This is a genomic window from Hungatella effluvii, from assembly GCF_003201875.1.
GTDB lineage: Bacteria > Bacillota > Clostridia > Lachnospirales > Lachnospiraceae > Hungatella > Hungatella effluvii.
This window is the reverse complement of record NZ_QJKD01000001.1, coordinates 13535-35253: the sequence shown is the minus strand read 5'-3', so window position 1 is coordinate 35253 and position 21719 is coordinate 13535. Positions and strand designations below refer to the sequence as shown.

General features: G+C 50.5%; 13 protein-coding genes. 6 read left to right on the top strand and 7 right to left on the bottom strand.

The window, feature by feature from the left end:
• Together DFR60_RS00125 and DFR60_RS00120 are read left to right on the top strand one after the other, a co-directional pair.
• Positions 1-2583: an ABC transporter permease gene (locus DFR60_RS00125; protein ID WP_110321069.1), complete on the top strand. Its 2583-nt coding sequence runs from the start codon at positions 1-3 to the stop codon at positions 2581-2583.
• 5 nt (positions 2584-2588) lie between these two features.
• Complete coding sequence (locus tag DFR60_RS00120; protein ID WP_110321596.1) at positions 2589-4631, top strand: serine hydrolase domain-containing protein; 2043 nt, start codon at positions 2589-2591, stop codon at positions 4629-4631.
• Between the two features lie 70 nt (positions 4632-4701).
• On the opposite strand, the gene DFR60_RS00115 is transcribed toward DFR60_RS00120, so the two are convergent.
• From DFR60_RS00115 to DFR60_RS00105, 3 genes are all read right to left on the bottom strand, one after another.
• Complete coding sequence (locus tag DFR60_RS00115) at positions 4702-5979, bottom strand: HAMP domain-containing sensor histidine kinase (protein ID WP_110321068.1); 1278 nt, start codon at positions 5977-5979, stop codon at positions 4702-4704.
• Positions 5972-6661, bottom strand: a complete 690-nt coding sequence (locus DFR60_RS00110) for a response regulator transcription factor (protein ID WP_110321067.1) — start codon at positions 6659-6661, stop codon at positions 5972-5974. Before DFR60_RS00110 ends, DFR60_RS00115 begins: the two co-directional genes overlap by 8 nt.
• A gap of 65 nt (positions 6662-6726) precedes the next feature.
• A complete protein-coding gene (locus tag DFR60_RS00105) occupies positions 6727-7821 on the bottom strand; it encodes a DUF6709 family protein (protein WP_110321066.1) in 1095 nt (364 codons plus the stop codon).
• Positions 7822-8068: 247 nt separating this feature from the next.
• Here DFR60_RS00105 and DFR60_RS00100 point away from each other — a divergent pair, with 247 nt between their 5' ends.
• Positions 8069-9322 (top strand): NUDIX hydrolase, encoded by a 1254-nt coding sequence (locus tag DFR60_RS00100; RefSeq protein WP_110321065.1) that lies wholly within the window; start codon positions 8069-8071, stop codon positions 9320-9322.
• Between the two features lie 96 nt (positions 9323-9418).
• Here the strand turns inward: DFR60_RS00100 and DFR60_RS00095 are convergent, their stop codons facing one another.
• A complete protein-coding gene (locus DFR60_RS00095; RefSeq protein WP_110321064.1) occupies positions 9419-11026 on the bottom strand; it encodes a helix-turn-helix domain-containing protein in 1608 nt (535 codons plus the stop codon).
• Positions 11023-12888 carry a sensor histidine kinase gene (locus DFR60_RS00090; RefSeq protein ID WP_110321063.1) on the bottom strand — a complete coding sequence of 622 codons (1866 nt, stop codon included), beginning with the start codon at positions 12886-12888 and terminating at the stop codon, positions 11023-11025. Before DFR60_RS00090 ends, DFR60_RS00095 begins: the two co-directional genes overlap by 4 nt.
• 239 nt (positions 12889-13127) lie before the next feature.
• Between DFR60_RS00090 and DFR60_RS00085 the strand changes: the two genes are divergently transcribed.
• Genes DFR60_RS00085 through DFR60_RS00075 form a run of 3 tightly spaced genes read left to right on the top strand, consistent with a single transcriptional unit; the run spans position 13128 to position 18315 of the window.
• On the top strand, positions 13128-14477 hold the full coding sequence (locus tag DFR60_RS00085; protein WP_110321595.1) for an ABC transporter substrate-binding protein: 1350 nt from the start codon (positions 13128-13130) through the stop codon (positions 14475-14477).
• A gap of 27 nt (positions 14478-14504) precedes the next feature.
• Entirely contained in the window at positions 14505-16514 is a 2010-nt protein-coding gene (locus tag DFR60_RS00080) for an alginate lyase family protein (RefSeq protein WP_110321062.1), read from the top strand.
• Between the two features lie 16 nt (positions 16515-16530).
• Complete coding sequence (locus DFR60_RS00075) at positions 16531-18315, top strand: ulvan lysase-like protein (protein WP_110321061.1); 1785 nt, start codon at positions 16531-16533, stop codon at positions 18313-18315.
• 102 nt (positions 18316-18417) lie between these two features.
• Here the strand turns inward: DFR60_RS00075 and DFR60_RS00070 are convergent, their stop codons facing one another.
• Both DFR60_RS00070 and DFR60_RS00065 read right to left on the bottom strand, forming a co-directional pair.
• Positions 18418-19911, bottom strand: coding sequence for a tagaturonate reductase (locus DFR60_RS00070; RefSeq protein ID WP_110321060.1), 1494 nt, complete (start codon positions 19909-19911; stop codon positions 18418-18420).
• Between the two features lie 26 nt (positions 19912-19937).
• A complete protein-coding gene (locus DFR60_RS00065; protein WP_110321059.1) occupies positions 19938-21419 on the bottom strand; it encodes a UxaA family hydrolase in 1482 nt (493 codons plus the stop codon).
• Between the last annotated feature and the right edge of the window lie 300 nt (positions 21420-21719).

Below are 21719 nucleotides of genomic sequence, written 5' to 3'. Positions count from 1 at the left end.
ATGCCGGTTTTTATGATTGCCATGGCAAATATCAGAAAGAAAAAGGGTGTGGCCGTTTCCATGGGCGTACTCATACTGCTGTCAGTGGCCATTTTTAATGTGGGACTCACTTTGCTGGCGGGAATTAACCATTTTTACGACATGGAAAACGACAGGCTGGGCGGAGCGCATTACATGGTCCGGTTTACGGGAAATGAGTACCGGGAAGAGTATCTCGACTTTTTCTTACAGGATCCGAGGGTGGAAACCGCAGAGACGGATGAATTTGTAATGATGGATATGGCCTCCTTCCCGGAAGGCGGCGTTATCTCCGCCAACTTCTTAAATATGGACCGCAGCAGGAAGATCGGCGGCTACTTCGTGGCAGAGCAGACCGAGGTGCCGGAGGAGGATGAGGCAGTCTACATTCCGGTGTTTATGAAGGACATGGGATATGGACTGGGGGATGAGCTGATCCTGAATTATAATAAAAAAGATTACCATTTCCGCATAGCGGGCTTCACACAGTCCACCTGGCTTCACTCTTCGGTCAGCAGCATGGTGAATTTCTATATGCCGGAGAAGGCGTATGAAAAACTGTACGAACAGCAGGGCGGCGGATATATGCTTCTGGTGCGGGTGAAGGATCAGGCTGATTTAAAAGGATTAATCGCGGATTTTAAGAAAAATACGGACGTAAATATTGAAGCGATTTCCATGGATGCGAAGGCCATGGAAATAACCATCGACGACATGAGAAACGGAACCACCATGGTGGTTACCATTATTTCCGTGGTACTGTTTGTATTTTCGTTTTTGATGGTGATTGTCGCTGTGATAGTGATGAAATTCAGGATTTCCAATCATATTGATTCCCAGATGCGTAATATTGGAGCGCTGGGAGCGGTGGGGTATACGGGAAGACAGATCCGGTGGTCGGTGGTTCTGGAGTTTGTTATCATCGGAATGATCGGAACAGTGCTGGGGATCGCCCTTTCCTATGGGATCATCGCAGCCCTGGGAGGGCTGATCACAAGCTCGGTAGGCGTTACCTGGAGGAGCGGGGGACATATCGGCTTCGATATCCTGAGCGCGGCCTTTATCATGGCTGTAGTGGTGCTCGTCGCATGGCGTTCCGCGGCGGCAGCAGCCAGAATTCTTCCGGTGGAGGCGCTGCGGGGCGGCATCAAATCCCACAGCTTCAAGAAGGAGCATTTCCCGCTGGAACGGACGCGGGGCTCTCTCTCCATGGCGCTGGGATTAAAGAGCATGGCTTTTAACCGGAAAATGTACCTTATGGTCGGCATCATTTTCGCCGGCATTGCATTTGCCAGTGCGTTTTCTCTTATCACCTGGTGGAATATGGGGATCAACGACGAGCTGGTGCTTAAGATGACAGGATATGAGATCAGCGATATCATGGTCTATAAGGCACCTCACGAAAATTATGAGGAACTGACGGAAAAGATCGGCGCCATGGAGGGCGTCAGAAAAGTGAGCCTCTATGAGATGGAGTCCCTGAGCGTGGAGGGCGAACTGTTAAGCTGCTACGTGTCGGACGACTTCGGTAAACTGGAAATGGTAGAGGTCTATGAAGGGAATTTCCCGGAATACGATAATGAGATCGTGGTGACGGGACTTCTCGCCAGGAGCTGGGGAAAGAAGATTGGGGATACCATCGCGGTATCTTCAAACGGAGCTTCCGCTGAATATGTGATCTGCGGGCTGACACAGACCATGAATAACTTCGGCCGCATCTGCTTTATGCATGAGACAGGACTTTTAAGAGTGAAGCCGTACTACGAAAAGAATTCCATTCAGGTGTACTTAGAGCCGGGACTGGATATTGATACGTTTATCGGAAGGATGGAGCATAGTTTCCGTGTGCTTTCGCCTTCTGCGGCGATCGGTAATGCAGGAACAGACACGGATAACGGCATAAATCCCAACACGGACAGCAGCACCGGCACAAGCATGGATACCGGCACGAAAAAACAGGAAGCGCTGGCCGCGGCAAAGAGAAAGGCGGAAGAGAAGCTCGCCGCCCTGATTTCCATGTACGGCGTGGACAGCGCCCAGTATGCCCTGATGGTAGACGGCGAAGTCGTCTTAAGCGGTGATACAAACGATTATGAGATAGACAGGATTGAAAACAACAGACGGCTCTTTGTGTCCAATGTGGACAGTATTGCCGATTCCACACGCATGATGGCAGCCCTCATCATCACGGGAACCGTGCTTCTGGTGGTGCTGGTGCTTTATATGGTGATCAAGTCGATGCTCACAAGGCGGAGAGGAGAATTCGGCATCTACAAGGCTCTGGGCTATACGGACAGACAGCTGATGGAACAGATCGCCATAAGTTTTCTGCCTGCATCTGTGGGCGGAACGCTTGCCGGTTCCCTTGCGGCCTGCCTGTCGGTGAACCGCATGGCCAGTCTCTTATTTGAACAGCTGGGAATTTCGGAGATGAATTTTGTAGTGGAGCCGTGGCTGATTCTTCTTATGGCTTTCGCTCTGGTAGTATTTGCATTTGCGGTTTCTATGGTGCTGGCGGGAAAAATCAGGGGAATCACAGTATATGGATTGTTGACGGAGGAATGATGAGGATGAAGAAGAGATGGTACCATGTAACCGCAGTTCTGGCGGCTGCGGCAATATTTTCCGGAATGAACGGTTTCGGCCGGGAGGCCTGCCTGGCGAAAGAGACGGTACCGGCGGGGGCGGAAGGCGTGGGAGTGCAGGCTGCGGCTGAGCCCCTCATGTACGGGATCGGCTCCACCAGTAAAGTGGTGACCGCGGCTGCGGTCATGAGGCTGGCCGATGAGGGGAAGCTTGATCTCAGGAAACCACTCATCGCATACATTCCGGAGTTTGAGATGGCGGATGAGCGATATCGCAGAATAACGCCGGAAATGCTCCTGGATCACAGTTCCGGGCTTCCTGGCAGCACGTTAAATAACGCCATGCTGTTGGGAGACAACGATACGGAAAATCATGATATGCTGCTGGCGCGGCTGAAGAAGCAGCGTTTGAAATCCGATCCGGGCGATATCCAGGTGTACTGCAACGATGGCTTTACACTGGCGGAAATACTGGTGGAGCGGGTGACCGGACTTAGCTTTACGGAGTACATCGACCGGGAATTTTCGGAAAGTCTTGGCCTGACACAGTTCAAGACGCCTCAGAGCGGTAATCTGTCGGGCCGCCTGGCGAAGATATACGATGAGGGCAGCGGGGAGGAACTCCCGCCGGAAAATGCCAACGTGATCGGCAGCGGCGGTATTTATGCGACGGCCATGGACCTGTGCCGTTTTTCAGAAATATTTATGCATAACAGAGCGGGAAATGCCGGACTGCTGTCCGACGGAGCGCTGCTTGCCATGGAAAAGAGCCGTTACAACGAGGAGATCAATCCGAACGGCTATGATACGACCTTATCCTATGGACTTGGATGGGACAGCGTGGATACGTATCCATTCAGCCGCTATGGGATAAAAGCCCTTGTTAAGGGCGGCGATACGAACTTCTATCACGGCAGCTTAACGGTTCTTCCAGAAGAGAATATTTCCTGTGCCGTGCTTACCAGCGGCGGATCCAGCACGCTGAACCAGCTGGCTGTTCAGGAGATTGTGATGACGTATCTGGACGAGGTCCAAAGAATTGAGCGGGGAGATGAAGAGAGTGTAAGCCACAGAGAGGAGGCGGGCTTAAATCTGGCAGAGCGGTCCGGATGGTACGCCGGCAGCGATCTGTTAAAACTCTCGGTCTCCGGCGAAGGGGAGATGACAGTTGCCTCCGAAGGAAGCGGAAGACGGAGAGAGCAGGTCTATCGACTTGGAGAAGACGGTGGATTCTACTCTACGGACGGCAGCTATATCAGTGCCTCGGGAGAGCTGTCGAAGGGAAGCGGCGGCCGGATCGGGCGAACCAGACTGAGTTTCCAGGAAGGAAAAAAGGGAAGAGAGTATTTGATGGCAGAAAGCATGGAGGTCTACCCTGGCCTTGGCCGTGTGGCCACATATCTTCCTGTCGGCACCCGGTATACCGGAAACGCGCCGTCGGAGACTGCGGTATCAGCCTGGAAGGCGCTGGATGGCCAGGAGTATTATCTCTTAAGCGAAAAGTATAATTCCAGTGCGTGGCTGAAACGGTTCATGGTAAAGCCTCTGCTGCTTGACGAACCGAAGGGAATTCTTTCCTTTGAGAATCTGGAGCTGCGTATGGCAGAGGTCACGGATGAGGCGCATGCGAGATTTTTTACGGAGGTTCCGGGGCAGGCGGGCCGCGATTTAAATGATTATACGCGGACAAAGGAGAATGGGAAACATTATCTGGAATCGGGAAGCTACCGCTATATTGCAGCAGCGGACGCAGAAGCGTTTCCTGATGCAGACAGTGAGCGGACCATCGGAGCAGACGGGGAGGCGATCTGGTTTACCACCGGAGACAGGAATCAGAAACGTCCGGTTATCATCGAAAAACCGGAGAACGGCGCATGGTACGTGTATGACCATACCGGCCGCGACATGAAATGTGTATCGAGTTCGTGGACATTGAGTGAGGACCGTCCGTTCTATCTCCCGGAGGACGGCAGAGTGGTACTGGTGGGCGAAGCGGGAGCCGCGTTTACGGTCCGTTATGCGGATTAGAGCGTGTCTGAAAATTGCTTTCTGCACAGCGTTCCCGGAACACAGAGGCCGGCCCGGTCCTGACGCACGGTCAGGTACCGGGATGGCGAAGCGGAAGATAGAGAATGACTGAAAAACCGTCACTGCGGTTCCTGCATTCGATGATGCCGCCCATACGCTCCATCAGATTTTTGGAGATATAGAGTCCAAGTCCGGAGCCATCGGCTTTTTTGTCTGAGTTGGAGCCGCGGAAGAATTTGGTAAAGAGGCTGGGGAGTTCCTCATCGGGGACTCCCTTTCCGTAATCCATAAACTCGATGCGCAGACCGTCTTCTGTTAAGTCAGACACCACGTTTATATCGCTTCCAGCGTATTTGTAGGCGTTATTTAAGATGTTGCCGATGACCTGTTCCAAGCGGAACGGATCGATGAGGAGAATGCAGCCGGGAAGCGTAAATGACGTTATTCTGCCGCAGTAATCGGCATCCCGGATCATGGTTTCGACTAAACGGCTGCTCGCCTCCGACAGATTTACGGTCAGTTCCCCCAGCTCGTCTAAAGAGGCCTGAAGCATGTTGGTGATCAGATGGTCGATCTGGTCGGATTTCTGGTAAATGGTCTGAAGGCGTTCTCTGACTGGCTCCTCTTTTTCTGTAACCAGCAGAAGCTCACTGGTCAGCTTAATGGACGCGACAGGAGTCTTAATATCGTGGCTCAGCGAAGCAACCAGCTCTTTCTTGCTCCGGTTCGCCTCTGCTTCCTTAAATCTCGCCTCCCTTAACTGATCCCGCATGATGTCAAAGCTTTCGGTAAATGCGCCGAACACGTGCTTTCTGTCCATGGGAAGGGGGAAATCCAGATCGCCCATGGCGATGTGCCGGGTGAAATCTTTCATCCGCCGAAACGGCTTTAAAACGGCATGATTTAAATAAGCGGTATAGATCAAAATAGGAATCATCGGCAGCAGCAGAAGAAGAACGGCAAAAAAGGCCAGTTCTTTTTTTGCTTTCAGAAGAGCAGCGTCGTATCCGGTGGCAATGAACACATGGCCCTTCACGGCCTGACCGATGGTGATATCCAGTACGGTATCGTGCCTGCGGACCGCCTCTGTCATGGTTTCAGGAGCGGCGGCAGAGGTCTTTAACAGAACGGCTCCCGAGAGGTCTGCGACCGTGTAATCGTAGGGACAGGAATCCGGTTTAAAAAAAGTTCCCCGTTCCCACTGGGCGGCTGTCTCTTTTTCGATGCGGTTGATGGAAACCATATCGATCGCCGGCATCTCCAGAGAGGAAAAAAGCCGGAACAGAAAGACGGCGCCGAGAAGGAGCCAGGAAACCAGAAACAGTAACGTCCATTTTTTCTTAATCATCGCATTCTCCGTTCTCCATGCGGTATCCGGTACCCCATACCGTTAAGATGAGCAGCGGGTGATTGGGATCTTTCTCAATCTTCTCCCGCAGATGGCGGATGTGGACCGATAAGGTGCCCTCGCCCACATAGGGGTCCGGCCAGACGTTCTCCAGAAGCTCTTCCTTCGTGACGACGCGTCCAAGATTCTGTGCCAGATAAACAAGCAGCCGGAATTCCATCTCCTTCAGTTTGACAGGCTTTCCGCTCACACTTACCTTGTGGGCGGAGAGGTCGATCTCGACATCGGCGATCCGCAGGGGACCGGTTTCCACAGTCCGTGCACACCGCTTTAAGACGGCCTTTACCTTGGCCAGCAGAACGCTTAAGGTGTACGGCTTGGTGATGTAATCATCTCCGCCGATGTTTAACGCAGTCAGGATATCGTCGTCGCTGGTGCGTGCGCTGATGAACAAAATCGGAATATCCGTCTGTTCACGCAGCTTCTTGCAGAGTCCGAAACCGGACTGATCCCCCAGATTGATATCCAGCAGGAGAAGGGAGACCGTATTCTCTTTTAAAAAGTTAATGCACAATTCGTAGCTGGTTACATAGGCTGATGACAGCTCAAATAAGTTAAAGTATTCCGAGGTAGAACTGGCGATTGCTGTCTCGTCGTCTACAATCAAGCAGTCGTAATGCATGGCGCTCTCCTGTTCTTGTCACGATGACCCGTGCGCAGCGCGTACGAGTCATCATTGGTTTGTTATTATTCTTCTGGATTCGTGTAGTTCCACGGTTCATCCAGCGCAGTCTGTAATTCTTCCGCAGGACGGTTATAGCGCAGGTTTAAGAAGCCCTGGAAATCTTTTCTATATAATTGCTCCAGATCCTTTTGGTAGCCGATCACCATGTGCGGCTGCTGCTGTTTGTAGATATTTAATGCGGCAGTAGCCTGCTTTTCCGATGCATTCAGGCTGTGTTCATGCTGGTTGATGTCATACAGACGCAGAGCGCTCTCGGAATGGCGTCCGGAACGGTAGTAGTAATAGCCCCAGACCAGATTCTTATTCTCAAGAAGATCTGCATAGATACCGGCAATCCGGAAGGTCCAGCGCCTTCCAACCCAGATATTGCCGGATACCGCGGTGGCGGACGCGAAATCGGCTTCCAGATTCTCCATGGTTACGGTTGGATTGGCTTCCAAATACTTCTTTAATTTTTTCTGGCTGCTGCCCGTAAAGTATTGAACAAGGCTGTAAATCAGAAAAATAATAGCCAGGGCAATAACCGCCAGGCAGATGTAGATAGAGACATAGGTACGTTCTCCAACGTTATTCGTGTCAATATAATAGGGAAGCGCCATATCAAGGAATTCTGCGCCAAGATCATCGGTGATCTGCTCCTGATAATACTGAAGCCGTTTGCCCGTGAGTGCTGTCCATGTTCCTTTAACGGATTTGACATTGGTGAGTTCACTCACCTCTTCATTTAACCAGCTGATCGTATCATCAATATACTGGTTCATCTCTTCCTCCTGGGAAGATGGAACCTCGATTCCGAAAAAGTATCCGTCCTCCTTATAATAGACAAAATAGCTGATGTTTTTCAGTTTTTCTTTTTTGGTGTCTGTATTGCGCTCGGTCTGACGTACATATTCATCGATAATATACTGTGCATCAAAGCTTACAAAGGTGCCTTCGGCAGCGTCATAGTCCATGCCCGCCGTAATCGGTACCGGACCTTTTAAAAACATCAGGATTGATTTGCCGCTGAAAAAGAAGACGGCACCGATAATGATGGCTGATAGGACAATACGTCCAATCAGGTTTTTTGTTACGTGCTTTTTGAAAGTCTCTAACATACTTGTTCCCCTTTTCTTTTGTGATATTTGTTATTTCTTTATCATACAGGAAATTGTGTACTATTACAATGCAATTATGCATTTTTCCTTATTATTGTGCAGCAGTTCAGCCTTCGCTCCCGGCGGCGGCTGTCCGGCCCGCTGCTTTCGGGTTCCAGTTTCCTCCAGCCTTTGTGAACGGTAACTTTCTTCTTGCTCCAGGGTACAGAATATGGTTAAATAGTATCATACACAGGAGGATAAGAAAATGAGATATCAGCATATTGTATTCGACGTCGACGGTACGCTTTTGGATACGGAGGAAGCAATCCTTCAGTCATTTCAGAAAACACTGAGAGAACACGCGGGGATTGAAAAAGAATTTTCAGAACTCTCATTCTGTCTTGGAATTACGGGAGCAGCGGCTCTCAAACGGCTGGAAACCGGTCATGAGGAGGAGATGCTCCTGCGATGGAAGGAAAATCTGGCGGCTCTGAGAGATTTCGTCCGTGTGTTTGATGGAATCGAACTGCTTTTAAAACGGCTGCGGACGGATGGGTTTCATCTGGGCGTTGTGACCAGCAGATGCCGGGCGGAGTATGAACGGGATTTTAAGCGTCTGGGGCTCGACGGATACTTTGATACGGTCGTCTGCGAGGAGGACACGTTGTGCCACAAACCGGAGGCGGAGCCCCTGGAGTGCTATATGAGAAAGGCCGGAGCGAGACCGGAGGAGGTGCTTTACATCGGGGACAGCATCTACGACATGGAATGCGCCAGGTCGGCGAAGACCTCCTGTGGTCTGGCTCTGTGGGGAGCCGTCAGCGTGAGGCATATCCACGCGGATTATTATTTCCCGGATCCTGCCTCCGTGCGGTCGGTTCTGGAGCGGCTGGACGCAGAGGATGAAGGGAGAAAATGGATTTCCTGGGCCATGGAGCTTCAGTTCATCGCTCAGGCGGGCGTCACTTATTCAAAGGATCGGTTTGACTTGGAGCGGTTTGAGCGGATCCGGGAGCTGTCGGGAGAGATCATGAGCGGCTATACCGGCCTGTCAAAGGAGCGGGTGACGGATTTATTCTGCAGCGAGACGGGATTTCAGACTCCGAAGCTGGATACGAGAGCTGCCATCATCGAGGCTGGAAAGATCCTTCTGGTGAAGGAGATGGACGGACGCTATTCCATGCCGGGAGGCTGGGTGGATGTGAATAAGACGGTGGGAGAAAACGCCGTCAAGGAGACGCTGGAGGAGGCCGGACTCACGGTAGTTCCGGTGCGCGTGGTGGCGCTTCACGATAAGGGACTCCATAATCCGCCGGCATATCCATACGGTATCTGCAAGGTGTTCTTTTTATGCGAGATCGTGGATGGTGAGTTTGCGGAGAACATCGAGACGGTAGGGAGCGGGTGGTTTTCCCCGGATGAACTGCCGGTGCTGGCCGAGGATAAGAATACGAAGGAGCAGATCGAGATGTGCTTTGACGCGTATGCGGATAAGAATTGGAAGACGGTGTTTGATTGACTGACGGACTCTGAACGGACAATTAAAAGAAAAGCCCGGCATGGATGAACACAGTGAAGGTTCATTCATGCCGGGTCTGGTACTGCATTCACTGTTTCACAGCTCCGGTTCCGGGGCCAGCGTCTTTTCCTGAAGAAATTCCCGTGGAGACACGCCTTCCACCTTTTTAAAGACCTTGCTGAAGTAGCAGGAGGTCTCAAAGCCAAGACGGTCGGCCACCTCGTAGATCTTTAAATTCTCTTCCAGAAGCATGGCTTTGCTTCTGGTGACCTTCATCTGAGTGATGTATTCAGAAAAACCAATGCCGCAGTTTTTCTTGAACAGGACGCTTAAGTAATTGTGGCTGATTCCGAACACGTCAGATACTTCATTCAAGGTCAGGCGCTCCTCGATGTGGTCGTTGATGTAGTGCTTGACATTGGTGACAATATGGTCTTTATACGTCTTCTTGCGCGTTTTCAATATTTCACAGAGCCCATCCCGCAGAGTTTCCATCCATACCGTGATCTGTTCTACGCTGCTGCAGCGGTAAATGGAACGGTAGGAGCCGTTCCAGCCTTCAAAGATCTCTGAGAGATTCACCTCGCCCTCCGGCAGGAGAGACATGGCCAGGTACATAATGTTGCAGGCGCCGTCAATGGCCTGCAGATAGCGGTTGGGATGGGAGGCAAACAGTTCGATGATGGAACTTAACGTCCTGGAGAGAACATCGGTGTCAAATTCTTCAAAGGAACGGATCATATCCCGTTTAAAGATGGACAGATTAAAGGAACTCTGGAGCAAATTGGCGGAAGAGGATGAGAAGCTGATGACCGGCTGGCTGTCGGAAGCCTTTCTGGCGGCTTCGCGCGCTTCCTGATATGACTCACTGACGGCAAAGGGAGTGCTCACGGCAGTCCCCGCTCCGATTCTTAAGTTCACATTAAAATAAGTATGGACAATGGAACTGGCATCTCCTAAAGCTCTGGACGTCAGATCGCCCGACTCTTCGCCAGAAGGCAGGCAGAAGATGACTGCAAAATGTTTCTGATCCAGAGACACGAGATGGCATCTGGAGTATCGGGTCAGGACGTCACGGATCATCTGGAGACAGCCGGAATAGAGCTGGGCCAGTTGTTCACGGGTCAATGGGAATCGGTCAGACTCACAGATTTCACAGCAGGCAGCCTGGTAGGAAAAATCCTGAAATGGAAATTTCAAATCCCGTGCCTGGAGTTCGAACTGTTCCCGGCTGTCAAATAAATTGTATAAAAGCCGCATAAAAAATTTCTCCGACATACTCTGATTTAAGAGCACTGCCTGCGGGTCTTCCGCTTTGCGGATATCCTCCAGGCGCTTGACGGCCTTGTCCACGGCGGCTTTCAGGCTGTCTGCACTTAATTCCAGCTTTACCAGGTACTCAATCACTTCATAATGAATCGCTTCCTTTACGAGACCGAATTCCTCATAGCTGGTCAGAACAATAAAAAGTGGGAGCCGGCCATATTTTTCTGAACACAACTTGATGAGCTCCAGCCCGTTCATGACCGGCATCCGGATATCTGTGATGACAATCTGGGGGGAAGTCTCCTCGATCAGCTCCAGGGCATGTTCTCCGTTTGTCGCGATACCGCAGATCTCGATGCCAAGACGTTCCCAGTCAAGCATGGATTTGATGCCAATCTGAACGAGCGGCTCATCATCTGCAATCAATAGTTTTATCATGTCTGTTTTTCCACTCCTTCCTCTTTACGGATATAGGGTATCCGAATCGTCATGGTGGTATAGACGCCGGGCTCACTGGTGATCGTGATTCCGTAGCTGTCGCCGAAGTCATACTTGATCCGGTTATTTACATTGCTGATTCCGATGTGCTTAAAAAAATCTGAGCCTTCCAGAGACTCACCGGATATTATTTTTTCAATCGTCTCCTGTGACATTCCGATGCCGTCATCGGTGACGGATAAAACGAGATCTTTCGTCTCACCAGAGCCCGCAGAGGAAGCAAATACTGAAATTGTGCCAGGAGCACGTTTCGGCTCAAGACCGTGGAAGAGGGCGTTCTCGATGAGTGGCTGAAGAGAAAAACGGTGTACCATGCAGCCGAATAAATCTTCAGAAGCGATCTCGTACCGGATAGAGATGCTGCTGCCGTACCGGTACTGCTGAATCTGAAAGTAATCGCCTGCCAGCTCCAGTTCTTCCTTAAGCGTAATCATGGATTCGCTTCGTTTGGACACATTCTTCAGCAGCCTGGCCAGTACGGTCATCATGTCCGCAATTCCCGTGGCTCCCTGAATGGTTGCCATCCATTTGACGGAGTTTAAGGTGTTATAGAGAAAATGCGGATTGATCTGGCTCTGCAGAATCTGATATTCCAGATCCTTTTTCTGCCTCTCCTGCTCGATCCTGGTGTTCATTAAGTTCACAACATTCTCTGATAAGTCGTTGATCCCTTTCCCGATTTCTCCCAGCTCGTTTTCCCATTCTATATCGGGATTTTTATCAAAATTTCCGCGGGAGATGGAATCCATGTTCTGGCGGAGCTGGTGAACCGGCTTTACGATCGTCCGGTTTAAAAAGTACATGAGAACGACACCGAAGGAAAGCGCGGCAAACAGAATTCCAGCAATCATACAGGTATAGAGAGTCTGCTGGGCACGGTCCCGCCTGACAGACAGGACTTCTGTAAGCTGAAAGTCGGAAATTCCCAGAGAACAGGTGAGAACCGTGCGTTTTCCGAGCCCGGGCAGTATGGCTTCCATGGCTTTGGAACTGGTGCTTATGGTACTGCCTGTTAAATCGGACACCTGCTGATATTCAAAGGGAGATTCCGTCAGTGTACCCTTATCACAGAGGTAATTCTTCTCGCCGATGGTAAGGTAGAGAAGGCTGTCCGATTCCAGCGGATAGGCTTTTAGACGGCTTGTTATCAGCTCTGGAGAGATCTCTACGTAGAGCCAGCCGGTGGTCTGGCTGCTTTCGCCGCTGTAAATGGGTCGAACCACTGGTATGATGAATTCATCACTGATCCTGTTGAAGGGGTTCTGTACAAGCCCATCCCATTGAAATGACGATGCTTCGTAAAGCGGAATGAAGAAATCCTGGGAGGCAATCAGGGAAGCGGCATCTGCACGGTCGGGAACAGAAGAGTAGAACATCTGCATATAGGCCAGAGGATTATCTGAGGACAGGATAAGTCTTCTGATGTAGTTGGATTGATTATGCAGGGTATATTCTTCCCAGATCCGGTCATACGTATCAAATGCCATCTGCGCCACCCGGGGATTTTTTGATGATATCTGGCCCAGTGTTCCCTGGCCGTGGATGGTATCCATATATTCGGCAACATCACTGCTGGAGCAGCACCATTTTACGAATGACAGGATATTGTTTAAGTCCGCCGAGGTGTTGTCTGCAATGGATTGAAGATTGAATTCTGAGGAACGGATCATCATCTTTTTCTGATAGGAATGAAACGCATAAAAGCAGATGGTGACGGCCAGTACGGTCAGCGTGATGGTGAGGGCCGCCGTGAAGAATGTGATTTTGCCGCGGATAGATTTCAGCAGGCTGTTTTTTCGCATGGTTCCTTCCTCCTATTATAATAAGTTGATTCTACATCATTTTGAGGCTGATTTGAATACAATCTAAAAAAATTACTTTATTTGAGAAAAAAGTATATCTTTTCCGGATTGAAAGTACAAGAAAGTAAAAAAGTGAAACATTTTGAATGTTTTTCCATTCAAACAGGAGGGGACAAGGTTATATAATACAGGTACAGCGAATGGCTGGTATGAAAAAAAGATACGGAGGGGAAGAGATCATGTATAAGAAAAGAGTATTGAGTCTGGTATTGGCCGGAATTCTTGCGGCATCGGCACTCGGAGGCTGTGGTAAAAGCGATCAGGGAGGATCCTTAAAACAGTCGGAGGATACAGCAGCTGATACATCCGGTCAGGCAGAGGGAGAAGGAAAAACGGTTCTTAAATGGGCCTTATGGGATTTAAATTCCGTCTTCTATTATAAGACGATGGCAGAGGCATATGAGGCTGCTCATCCGGACACAGAGATTGAGCTGGTGGACCTGGGAAGCGCGGGCGGAACGGATTATATGACCAGCCTGAGCATTGAACTGACCGGAAAAGACACGGAATTTGATATGGTGTGTATCCAGGATGTTCCGGGCTATTCCACACTGGTGAAAAAAGGAGTACTGGAACCCCTTACCGGATATATTGAGCGGGATGGCTTTGATTTATCCGGATATGGCGGTCTGACCGACCAGGTGACACTCGATGGAAATTTGTATGAGCTGCCGTTTCGAAGTGATTTCTGGGTGCTCTACTATAACCCGGACTTATTTGAGAAAGCCGGAGCAGAGTGTCCGACCAACGATATGACCTGGGCAGAATATGATGCTCTTGCCAGAAAAGTGACGGATACCACACCAGGAAAAGAGGTTTACGGCACTCATTACCATACCTGGAGATCCTGCGTGGAATGCCTTGGACTGACGGAGGGAAAACAGACAATGGTGGATGGAACGTACGATTTCCTGAAACCGTATTATGAGATGGTGTTAAAGCAGCAGGAGGATGGAGTATGCCATAACTATGCGGAACTCAAGACGACGGGACTTCATCATTCGTCTGCATTTGCCCAGGGCAATGTGGCCATGTATATCATGGGAACGTGGCAGATTTCCGGATTTATCAATAAAATCAAAAGCGGAGAGTTTACAGAGATTCCCAACTGGAGAATCGCGAAAATGCCCCATCCCGAGGGTGTGGAAGCGGGATCTACCATTGCAACGATCACGGGAATTGCAGTTCCGGCCATGTCCGATCACAAGGAAGAGGCATGGGAATTCATCAAATTTATGGCAGGACCGGAAGGCGCGGAGATCGTGGCGGACAGCGGTTCTATCCCGGCCGTTAAGACCGAAGCGGTCATTGATAAACTTGCGGCGATGGATGGCTTTCCGCAGGATGAGCAGAGCCGGGAAGCGCTTCATACGGCAAACACTTACTTAGAGATGCCGGTCCATGAAAAGACCGTTCAGATTGATACTGCTTTAAACGAGGTACATGACAGTATCATGACAGGGGCCGTATCTGTCAATGACGGAATTGCCCAGCTGAATGAGGAAATACCGAAGATACTCGCAGAGTAAAGCCATACAGGAAGGCAGGGAAGCTTCATGAATCAACGTCTGATTGAAACCGCATCCTTTATTAATCGACACATTCCTGATTTGAAAAATAAAATAATTTGTGAAGCTGATTTGGCGCTGGAGGGGATGCTGATCCTTCCGGGAAGCGGCGGAAGTCCCGTGTTTGTCGGGAATCCGCCGATGTGGAAGGAGAATCCGACGCCGCAGAAAGACAGGGAGGCTGTCTTTGTCCTAAACCGGATGGGACACTGGAAGACGCTCATCGAGGCATTTATGCTGACGGGAGACGGAAGGTATGCCAGTAAGGTGACGACAGAGTTTAAAGACTGGGTGCAGGCCTGCCAAAGGCCTGCTATACCGTTAAGCGGTGCGGGGGTATATTCCGAAGAATCGCAGACAGCCGATTTAATTGATAAATTTGACGCGGGGGAGCCGAAGTATGCTCCCTGGCGAAGCCTGGAAGCGGGCTTTCGCATGTTCCTGTCCTGGTATCTGATCGGGGACTGTCTGGAAGATACTCCTTATGTGACGGAAGAGATCAGAAAAGGACTGCGGCAGTCCGTAACGGAACACGCTGAGGTGCTGGAGTTTGTAAGCCCGCGTCTCTATCCGGGAGCGGACCATAACCACTATCTGATGGAGATGTGCGGACTGTTATTTGCAGCCTGTAAATTTCCGGAACTGACGGGGGCAGGAGAATGGCGTGCTTTGGCCGCGGCGGAACTGGAACGCTGTCTGGCGAGGCAGTATACAGAGGGCGGGGGGCAGCTGGAAGGCTGCCCTCACTATCATAATGAGTGCCTTGTACTGCTGCTGCGTGCCCTTCTGGCGGTTAAAGAAAAGAATGGAAACGTCTGCTTTACCAGAGCATTTGAGGAAGGGCTTCGCCAGGCACTTATCTATACGCTTCATACGTGCAGACCTACAGGCGTGGGGGTGCCGTGGGGGGATTCGGATGCGACAGCTGCTCCAATAAAGAGTGTGTTGTACGGGTGGTTCGTGTTTGGTGATACAGAGCTTTTAGAGATGGCAGTGCGGCTTGCAGGCCAGGATACCGTGCGCGGGGTATTTTTATCTTGCATATGGGACTGTCCGGCTCCGGAACGGTTTGAAGAGCTGATGAGGCAGTTTGAAAACAGAATGAGAAAGGGGGAAAAGGAGAGCTGGAAGGCAGGACTCCCCTTGACGGCATGGTTTAAGCCTCTGTCACAGGTTTGCATTCGTACTGCCTGGGACAGGGAGGCTGTCAGCCTGTTTTTTGCCTGCCGCCTTCCGGTGCAGAACTCTCACGCGCATATGGATCCGGGGGGATTCGACTTTACGGCGTATGGCAGAAATATGATCGCGGATCCGGGGCGTTTTACTTATAATGAAATCCCGGAGAGGGCACTGCTTAAGTCGGCATTTTCCCATACCACATTGACTGTCAATGGAAAAGAGCCGTTTGAATACCGATCCTCATGGAGCTACGGGGAACAGGGGAGAGGAAAGATTACGGAGTTTTCGCTGGAAAACAGACGGAATCCCGGGCTGTACCGGATTGAGGCAGAACACATTTTGGAAGGATACCGTCACCAGAGAGTCCTGATTACCGGTTTTTCAGAGGTGCAGCCGTTCCTTGCGGTGATTGACCGGGTAGAGGGGCTAGGGAGAGAGGACTGTGTGGAGCTTCATTTTCAGGTTAATTATACGAGGGGAAGATCGGCCGGACAAACAACTGTCTTCTGGGAGCCAGGAGCCCCTTCATTAATCATTGCAGGAGACGGCAGAATGAAACCATCTTTACGCAATGGGTGGATTTCAGAGGTGATGGATCAGAAACGCCCCTCACTTATTCTGGATTTCCAGGAGGAGAAATGCAGGAAGGAATATGACGGTTTGAAAGATGGAGGGGGAAACAGTGATGAAGAGACACGGTACTTTGCCACGGTTTTATTGCCTGTGAGGGCGGAATGCAACGTGGACGTCCGCGGCCTGTACGCAGATAAGTCCGGTTTTCATATGGAGCTTGACGGGATGACATATCACATAGATTGAGAGAGAGAACAGAGTCATGAATGTAGAAAATGAGTACATGGAATTGTTAAAAAACTGGTGTGACGGGCTGATCGGGCTTCAGTTTAAAGAGGAGAATAATCCACGTCTTGATGGCGGCATCTTCTGCCCATCCTGTATGATGATCCATGGGCGATGCCATGACGCGATCTATCCGATGATGGTTCTGGCAGACCGATTAAACGAGGAGAAATATTTAACCGCTGCTAAACGTCTGTTTCAGTGGAGTGAGAATCTGCTCTGTGATGACGGAAGCTACTATAATGACGCTCAGAATGACTGGGCGGGAATTACCGTTTTTTCTGTGATTGCTTTGACCCATGCATTGGAGTTTCATGCCTCCCTGCTTTCTGAACAGGAGAAAGAGTTGTGGGAAGAGCGGCTATATACGACGGCGGAATGGGTCTTTCAGACGATCACGCCGCAGTTTGATGTCAATATCAATTACCATGCCGCCTGCGCGGAGGCGATGGCACTTACCGGGACGTATTTTCAGCGGGAAAAATATCTGAGGCGTTCGGATGAGATGGCAGATTTTTGTGTGCGGTATGTTTCGGAAGAAGGTCTGTTTTTTGGAGAGGGGAAGCCGAGGGACGAGGTGTCACCAAAAGGCTGCAGGCCCGTGGACATCGGCTATAATGTGGAAGAGAGTCTGGCTTCTCTTCTGGCCTATGGAACAATCAGGAAAAATGAGCTGGTACGTACTGAGGTAAAGAGCATGCTATGGGCGCATCTGGAATTTATGAACCCGGATGGAGGCTGGGATAATACGGTAGGGACAAGAAACTACAAATGGAGCTATTGGGGCAGCAGGACTTCCGATGGCTGTCAGCTGGCCTATGGACTTCTGGGAGATGAGGAACCGGTATTTTCGGAGGCTTCATACCGGAATATTCAGTTATATAAACAGTGTACCCATGACGGCCTGCTCTATGGAGGCACCGATTATTATGCGCACGGGGAGCTGCCCTGTGTACACCATACATTCTGCAAGGCAAAGGCCCTGGCGCTGCTCCTGGATTCCGGAGCCGTGAATGTAACTCCGTCAGAGCTTCCCTCGGAGCACCTGGTTCCAATAAAATATTGGCCGGTAATTGACACATACCGGATGGCGCGGGGCGGTTTTATTGCAACGGTGACGGCATACGATATCGAATATAAGCCGGGCGGCCATGCTTCGGGAGGAACGATGACCATGCTGTGGCACAGAAATGCGGGAATGATTATGGCTTCCTCCACCGTTGAGTACGCTCTGATCGAGCCCACCAATGGTCAGCTTTCCTTAAAAAAGAGCGGTCACAGACCTATGACGATGAGGCTGGAGACTTGCGGGGAACCATATTTATCGAGTGCATATGATTACCGAGCCGTCTTTAAACGTGACGCTGCCATGAGCGAAATGGCAGTCTGCCTTGAGGCCTGCGGACATCTGACAGACCGGTCGCAGAAGGCAGTATCTTCCGGACGGGACGGAGCATACAGATTTTGTTATCACATGGAGGAGTCCGGGGTTATGATCCGTGCAGTCGTGGAAGAGTGTGCTGAAAAGGTACGCTGGGTGATCCCGCTGGTTGGAAAACATGAGGGCGGACTGGAATGTCTGAATGGAAAAAATAGATTCCGGATCTGCGGAGAATGCGGACACGTAATTCTGGAGCTGGACAGGGAACCGGAAGAAGTAAATCCGATTTTCTTCCTGAACGGTGGCTTCGAGGGATGGGAAGTGGTTCTCTGTATGGAGAAGGGAGAAGCCGGAAGGTGTTGGATCCGTGTGGAGACGTGAGAGGAATAAGAAGAATAGAAGCCAGGGTGTGGAATAATAAAGCAGGGCAGATGCATCGCGTGGGGATTCGTGCATTTGCCCTGTTTCTTTTTCGTTATGATACTATTTATCCAGACAACCCTTCATCACTTCATAAGCGCCCTTTTCCCAGATATCCGCCACATAACCAGCGACGGCGTCCTCGAATCCGGCGATGGCGGTTAAGTCCTCACCCCAGAATTCTTCGTTGGAGCAGACTGCGTGAACCAGAGTCCTTGCATCGTCCTCCCTGTGATCGTAGAAAAACTTAAGGATCGGGCGGTCATCTTTTACCGTGTATTCATTACCGGCCGGTCTCGCTGCAATCAGTCCGTCTTCGGTAAGCTGCTTTCCGCGGTAGAATGCGATATAGAATGCAAAGGAAGCGGTGATGCATTCCGGAAGCTTGCCGGTGTTTGCAATATAGCCCTTTAAGGAAGGCATAACGCGTGCTTTCCACTTGGAGGTGGAGTTTAAGGAGATGGAGAGCAGCGCGTGGTCGATAAATGGATTCTTAAAACGCTCCGTAACGGAAGCGGCGAAGCTCTTAAGCTCTTCCTTCGGGAGCGTCAGAGTCGGGATGATCTCATCGTAAATGGTCTTGTTCATAAAGCCGCAGATCACTTCATCTTCCATACAGTCACGGACAATATCCTGGCCGGCTAAGTATGCGCCTAAGACGAAGGAGGTGTGAGCACCGTTTAAGATACGGACCTTTCTCTGCTTGTATGGCTTGTGATCGTCGGTGATGAGGACCGGAAGACCGGCCTTCTCAAATGGAAGCTCTTCTTTTAAACTCTCAGGTCCTTCGATGACCCAGAATCCGAAGACTTCTCCGGTGTCGATGATGTTGTCCTGGTAGCCAAGCTCTTCACAGATGGAAGCGGCTTCATTTCTCGGATATCCAGTTACGATCCGATCTACCAAAGTGGAGCAGAAGATATTCTCCTGTTTGATCCAATTGACGAATTCTTCTCCTAATTTCCACTGATCCGCATACTGCAGGACGCATTTCTCCAACTCTTTTCCGTTGTTGTCGATCAGCTCGCAGGAGAGGATGACAAAGCCTTTTCCGGATTCTTTTCCGAACGTTTCAAATCTCTTATATAAGAACTGGGTCAGCTTTCCGGGATAGCTGTCCGCCGGCACATCGGTGAAGCTGCAGGCCGGATCGTAGGTGATGCCGGCTTCCGTTGTATTGCAGGCGATGAAACGTAAATCCGGATTCTCCGCACAGGCGAGAACGGCGTCGTAATCCTGATAGGGATTTAAACATCTGCTGACACAGGAGATCACGCGCTTGTCATTGACCTTCTTTCCATTTTCAAAACCGCGTAAAAACAGAGTATATAAGCCTTCCTGCTCATTGATCATATCGGCAAGTCCGGGAGCGATGGGCTGGCATAAAACGACTTTGGAATGAAATCCTGCCTTTTCGTTCATCATATCAATAAAATAGTCCACGAAAGCGCGCAGGAAATTACCTTCGCCGAACTGCAGCACACGTTCCGGTGCGTCCTTTAACAAATATCCGTCGTAGCCCTGTTTCTCCAGTGTCTCATAACATAACTTTTCCATTTGAAATACTCTCCTTTATATGATTTCTATAGTGTGACTCCCTGCTTAAAGATGGCCATATCATGGAAGCCTGCTTCTTCTGATTTCACTTTCTTTCCGGAAGCAACCTCCAGGACAAAATCAAAGAAGTCATTCTTTAATGTATCCATATCCGTGTCTTCTACCAGTCTGCCGCAGTTAAAATCGATCCAGTTGCTCTTCTTCGTGCTGAGCGCGGTGTTGGTCGATATCTTCATGGTTGGGACCGGACAGGCAAACGGCGTACCGCGTCCTGTGGTGAAGAGTACGATGTGGGCGCCGGAGGCAGCCAGCGCGGTGGAGGCGACCAGGTCATTACCAGGGGCGCTTAAAAGGTTTAAGCCCTTTGTATGAACGGGTTCTCCATACATTAAGACGTCCATGACCGGAGCGCTGCCGGATTTCTGAACGCATCCCAGCGACTTGTCCTCCAGGGTAGAGATACCACCCTTTTTGTTGCCGGGAGACGGGTTCTCGTAGATGGTCTGATTGTGGCTGGTAAAATAGTTTTTGAAGTCATTGATCAGATGAACGGTTTTTTCAAAGGTCTCTTCATTGACACAGCGGTTCATGAGCAGTGTCTCCGCCCCGAACATCTCGGGAACCTCGGTCAGTATCGTGGTTCCGCCGGCGCCCACCAGCATGTCTGAGAACGCACCGACCGTGGGGTTGGCTGTGATGCCGGAGAGTCCGTCGGATCCACCGCATTTCATGCCGATGATGAGTTCGCTGCAGCTGACTGTTTCCCGTTCGAAGCTGCCGGCATAAGCGGCCAGTTCGCGGATCAGTTCCAGAGAGTCGGCGATCTCATCATCAGATTCCTGTGCTACCAGGAACTTGATACGGCGTTCATCATATTCTCCGATATAGCGTTTTAATTCCGTAATGTTGCTGTTTTCGCATCCGAGGCCGAGAACGAGGACACCCCCGGCGTTGGGATGATTGATTAAATCGGCCAGAATGGTTCTGGTATGCTCCTGGTCGTCACCCATCTGGGAACAGCCATAGGGGTGTGGGAAAGCCACCACATCTTCTACGGTTCCGCTTATGAGACTTTTTGCCTGGCGCTCGATGGCCTGGGCAACGTTATTGACACAGCCTACGGTTGGGATGATCCAGATCTCGTTGCGGACGCCGACTTTTCCGTCCGGTCGGCGATAACCGTTAAAGAAGCGTTCCTCCGCCGGCGTGGGAGCAGTTTCCTGTTTGTCGTAGGAGTAGGTGAGCAGATCGCCCAGCCCGGTCTTTAAATTGTGTGTGTGGATCCAGCTTCCTTTTAAAATCGGTTCCTTCGCGATTCCGATGGCGCAGCCGTATTTCATGACGGAAGCGCCCTCTGCGATGTCGGCTAAAGCGAACTTGTGTCCCTGAGGGATATCGGAGACGAGCGTGACCGCCTGATCATTCACAGTCACGATGGTGCCGGAGGCCAGCGGCTTTAAGGCTACAGCTACATTATCCCCGGAGTGAATTTTAATAAAGTCCTGCATAATCGTTCTTTCCTTTCTGCAATTCCATGTAACGATTCAGCTGTGCGGCAGTTTGTGCAGAAAAGTGTGTTACAAGCTCGCTTGTATAAACACTTTTCTGTATAAACTACCATAGGGCGGAACGCCCGGGCTTCTTGTTTTCGCGCTTTTCGAAAACAAGAAGATGCACGGCGCACGGCTTCAGGGTTACAATTTAAATATTCCAATTGATATGGAATGTAAGTACTTACATAAACCATACACCATTTTTGTCACTTCGTCAATAGGGAAAATAAAAAGAATACGGTTGCTTTTCATGAA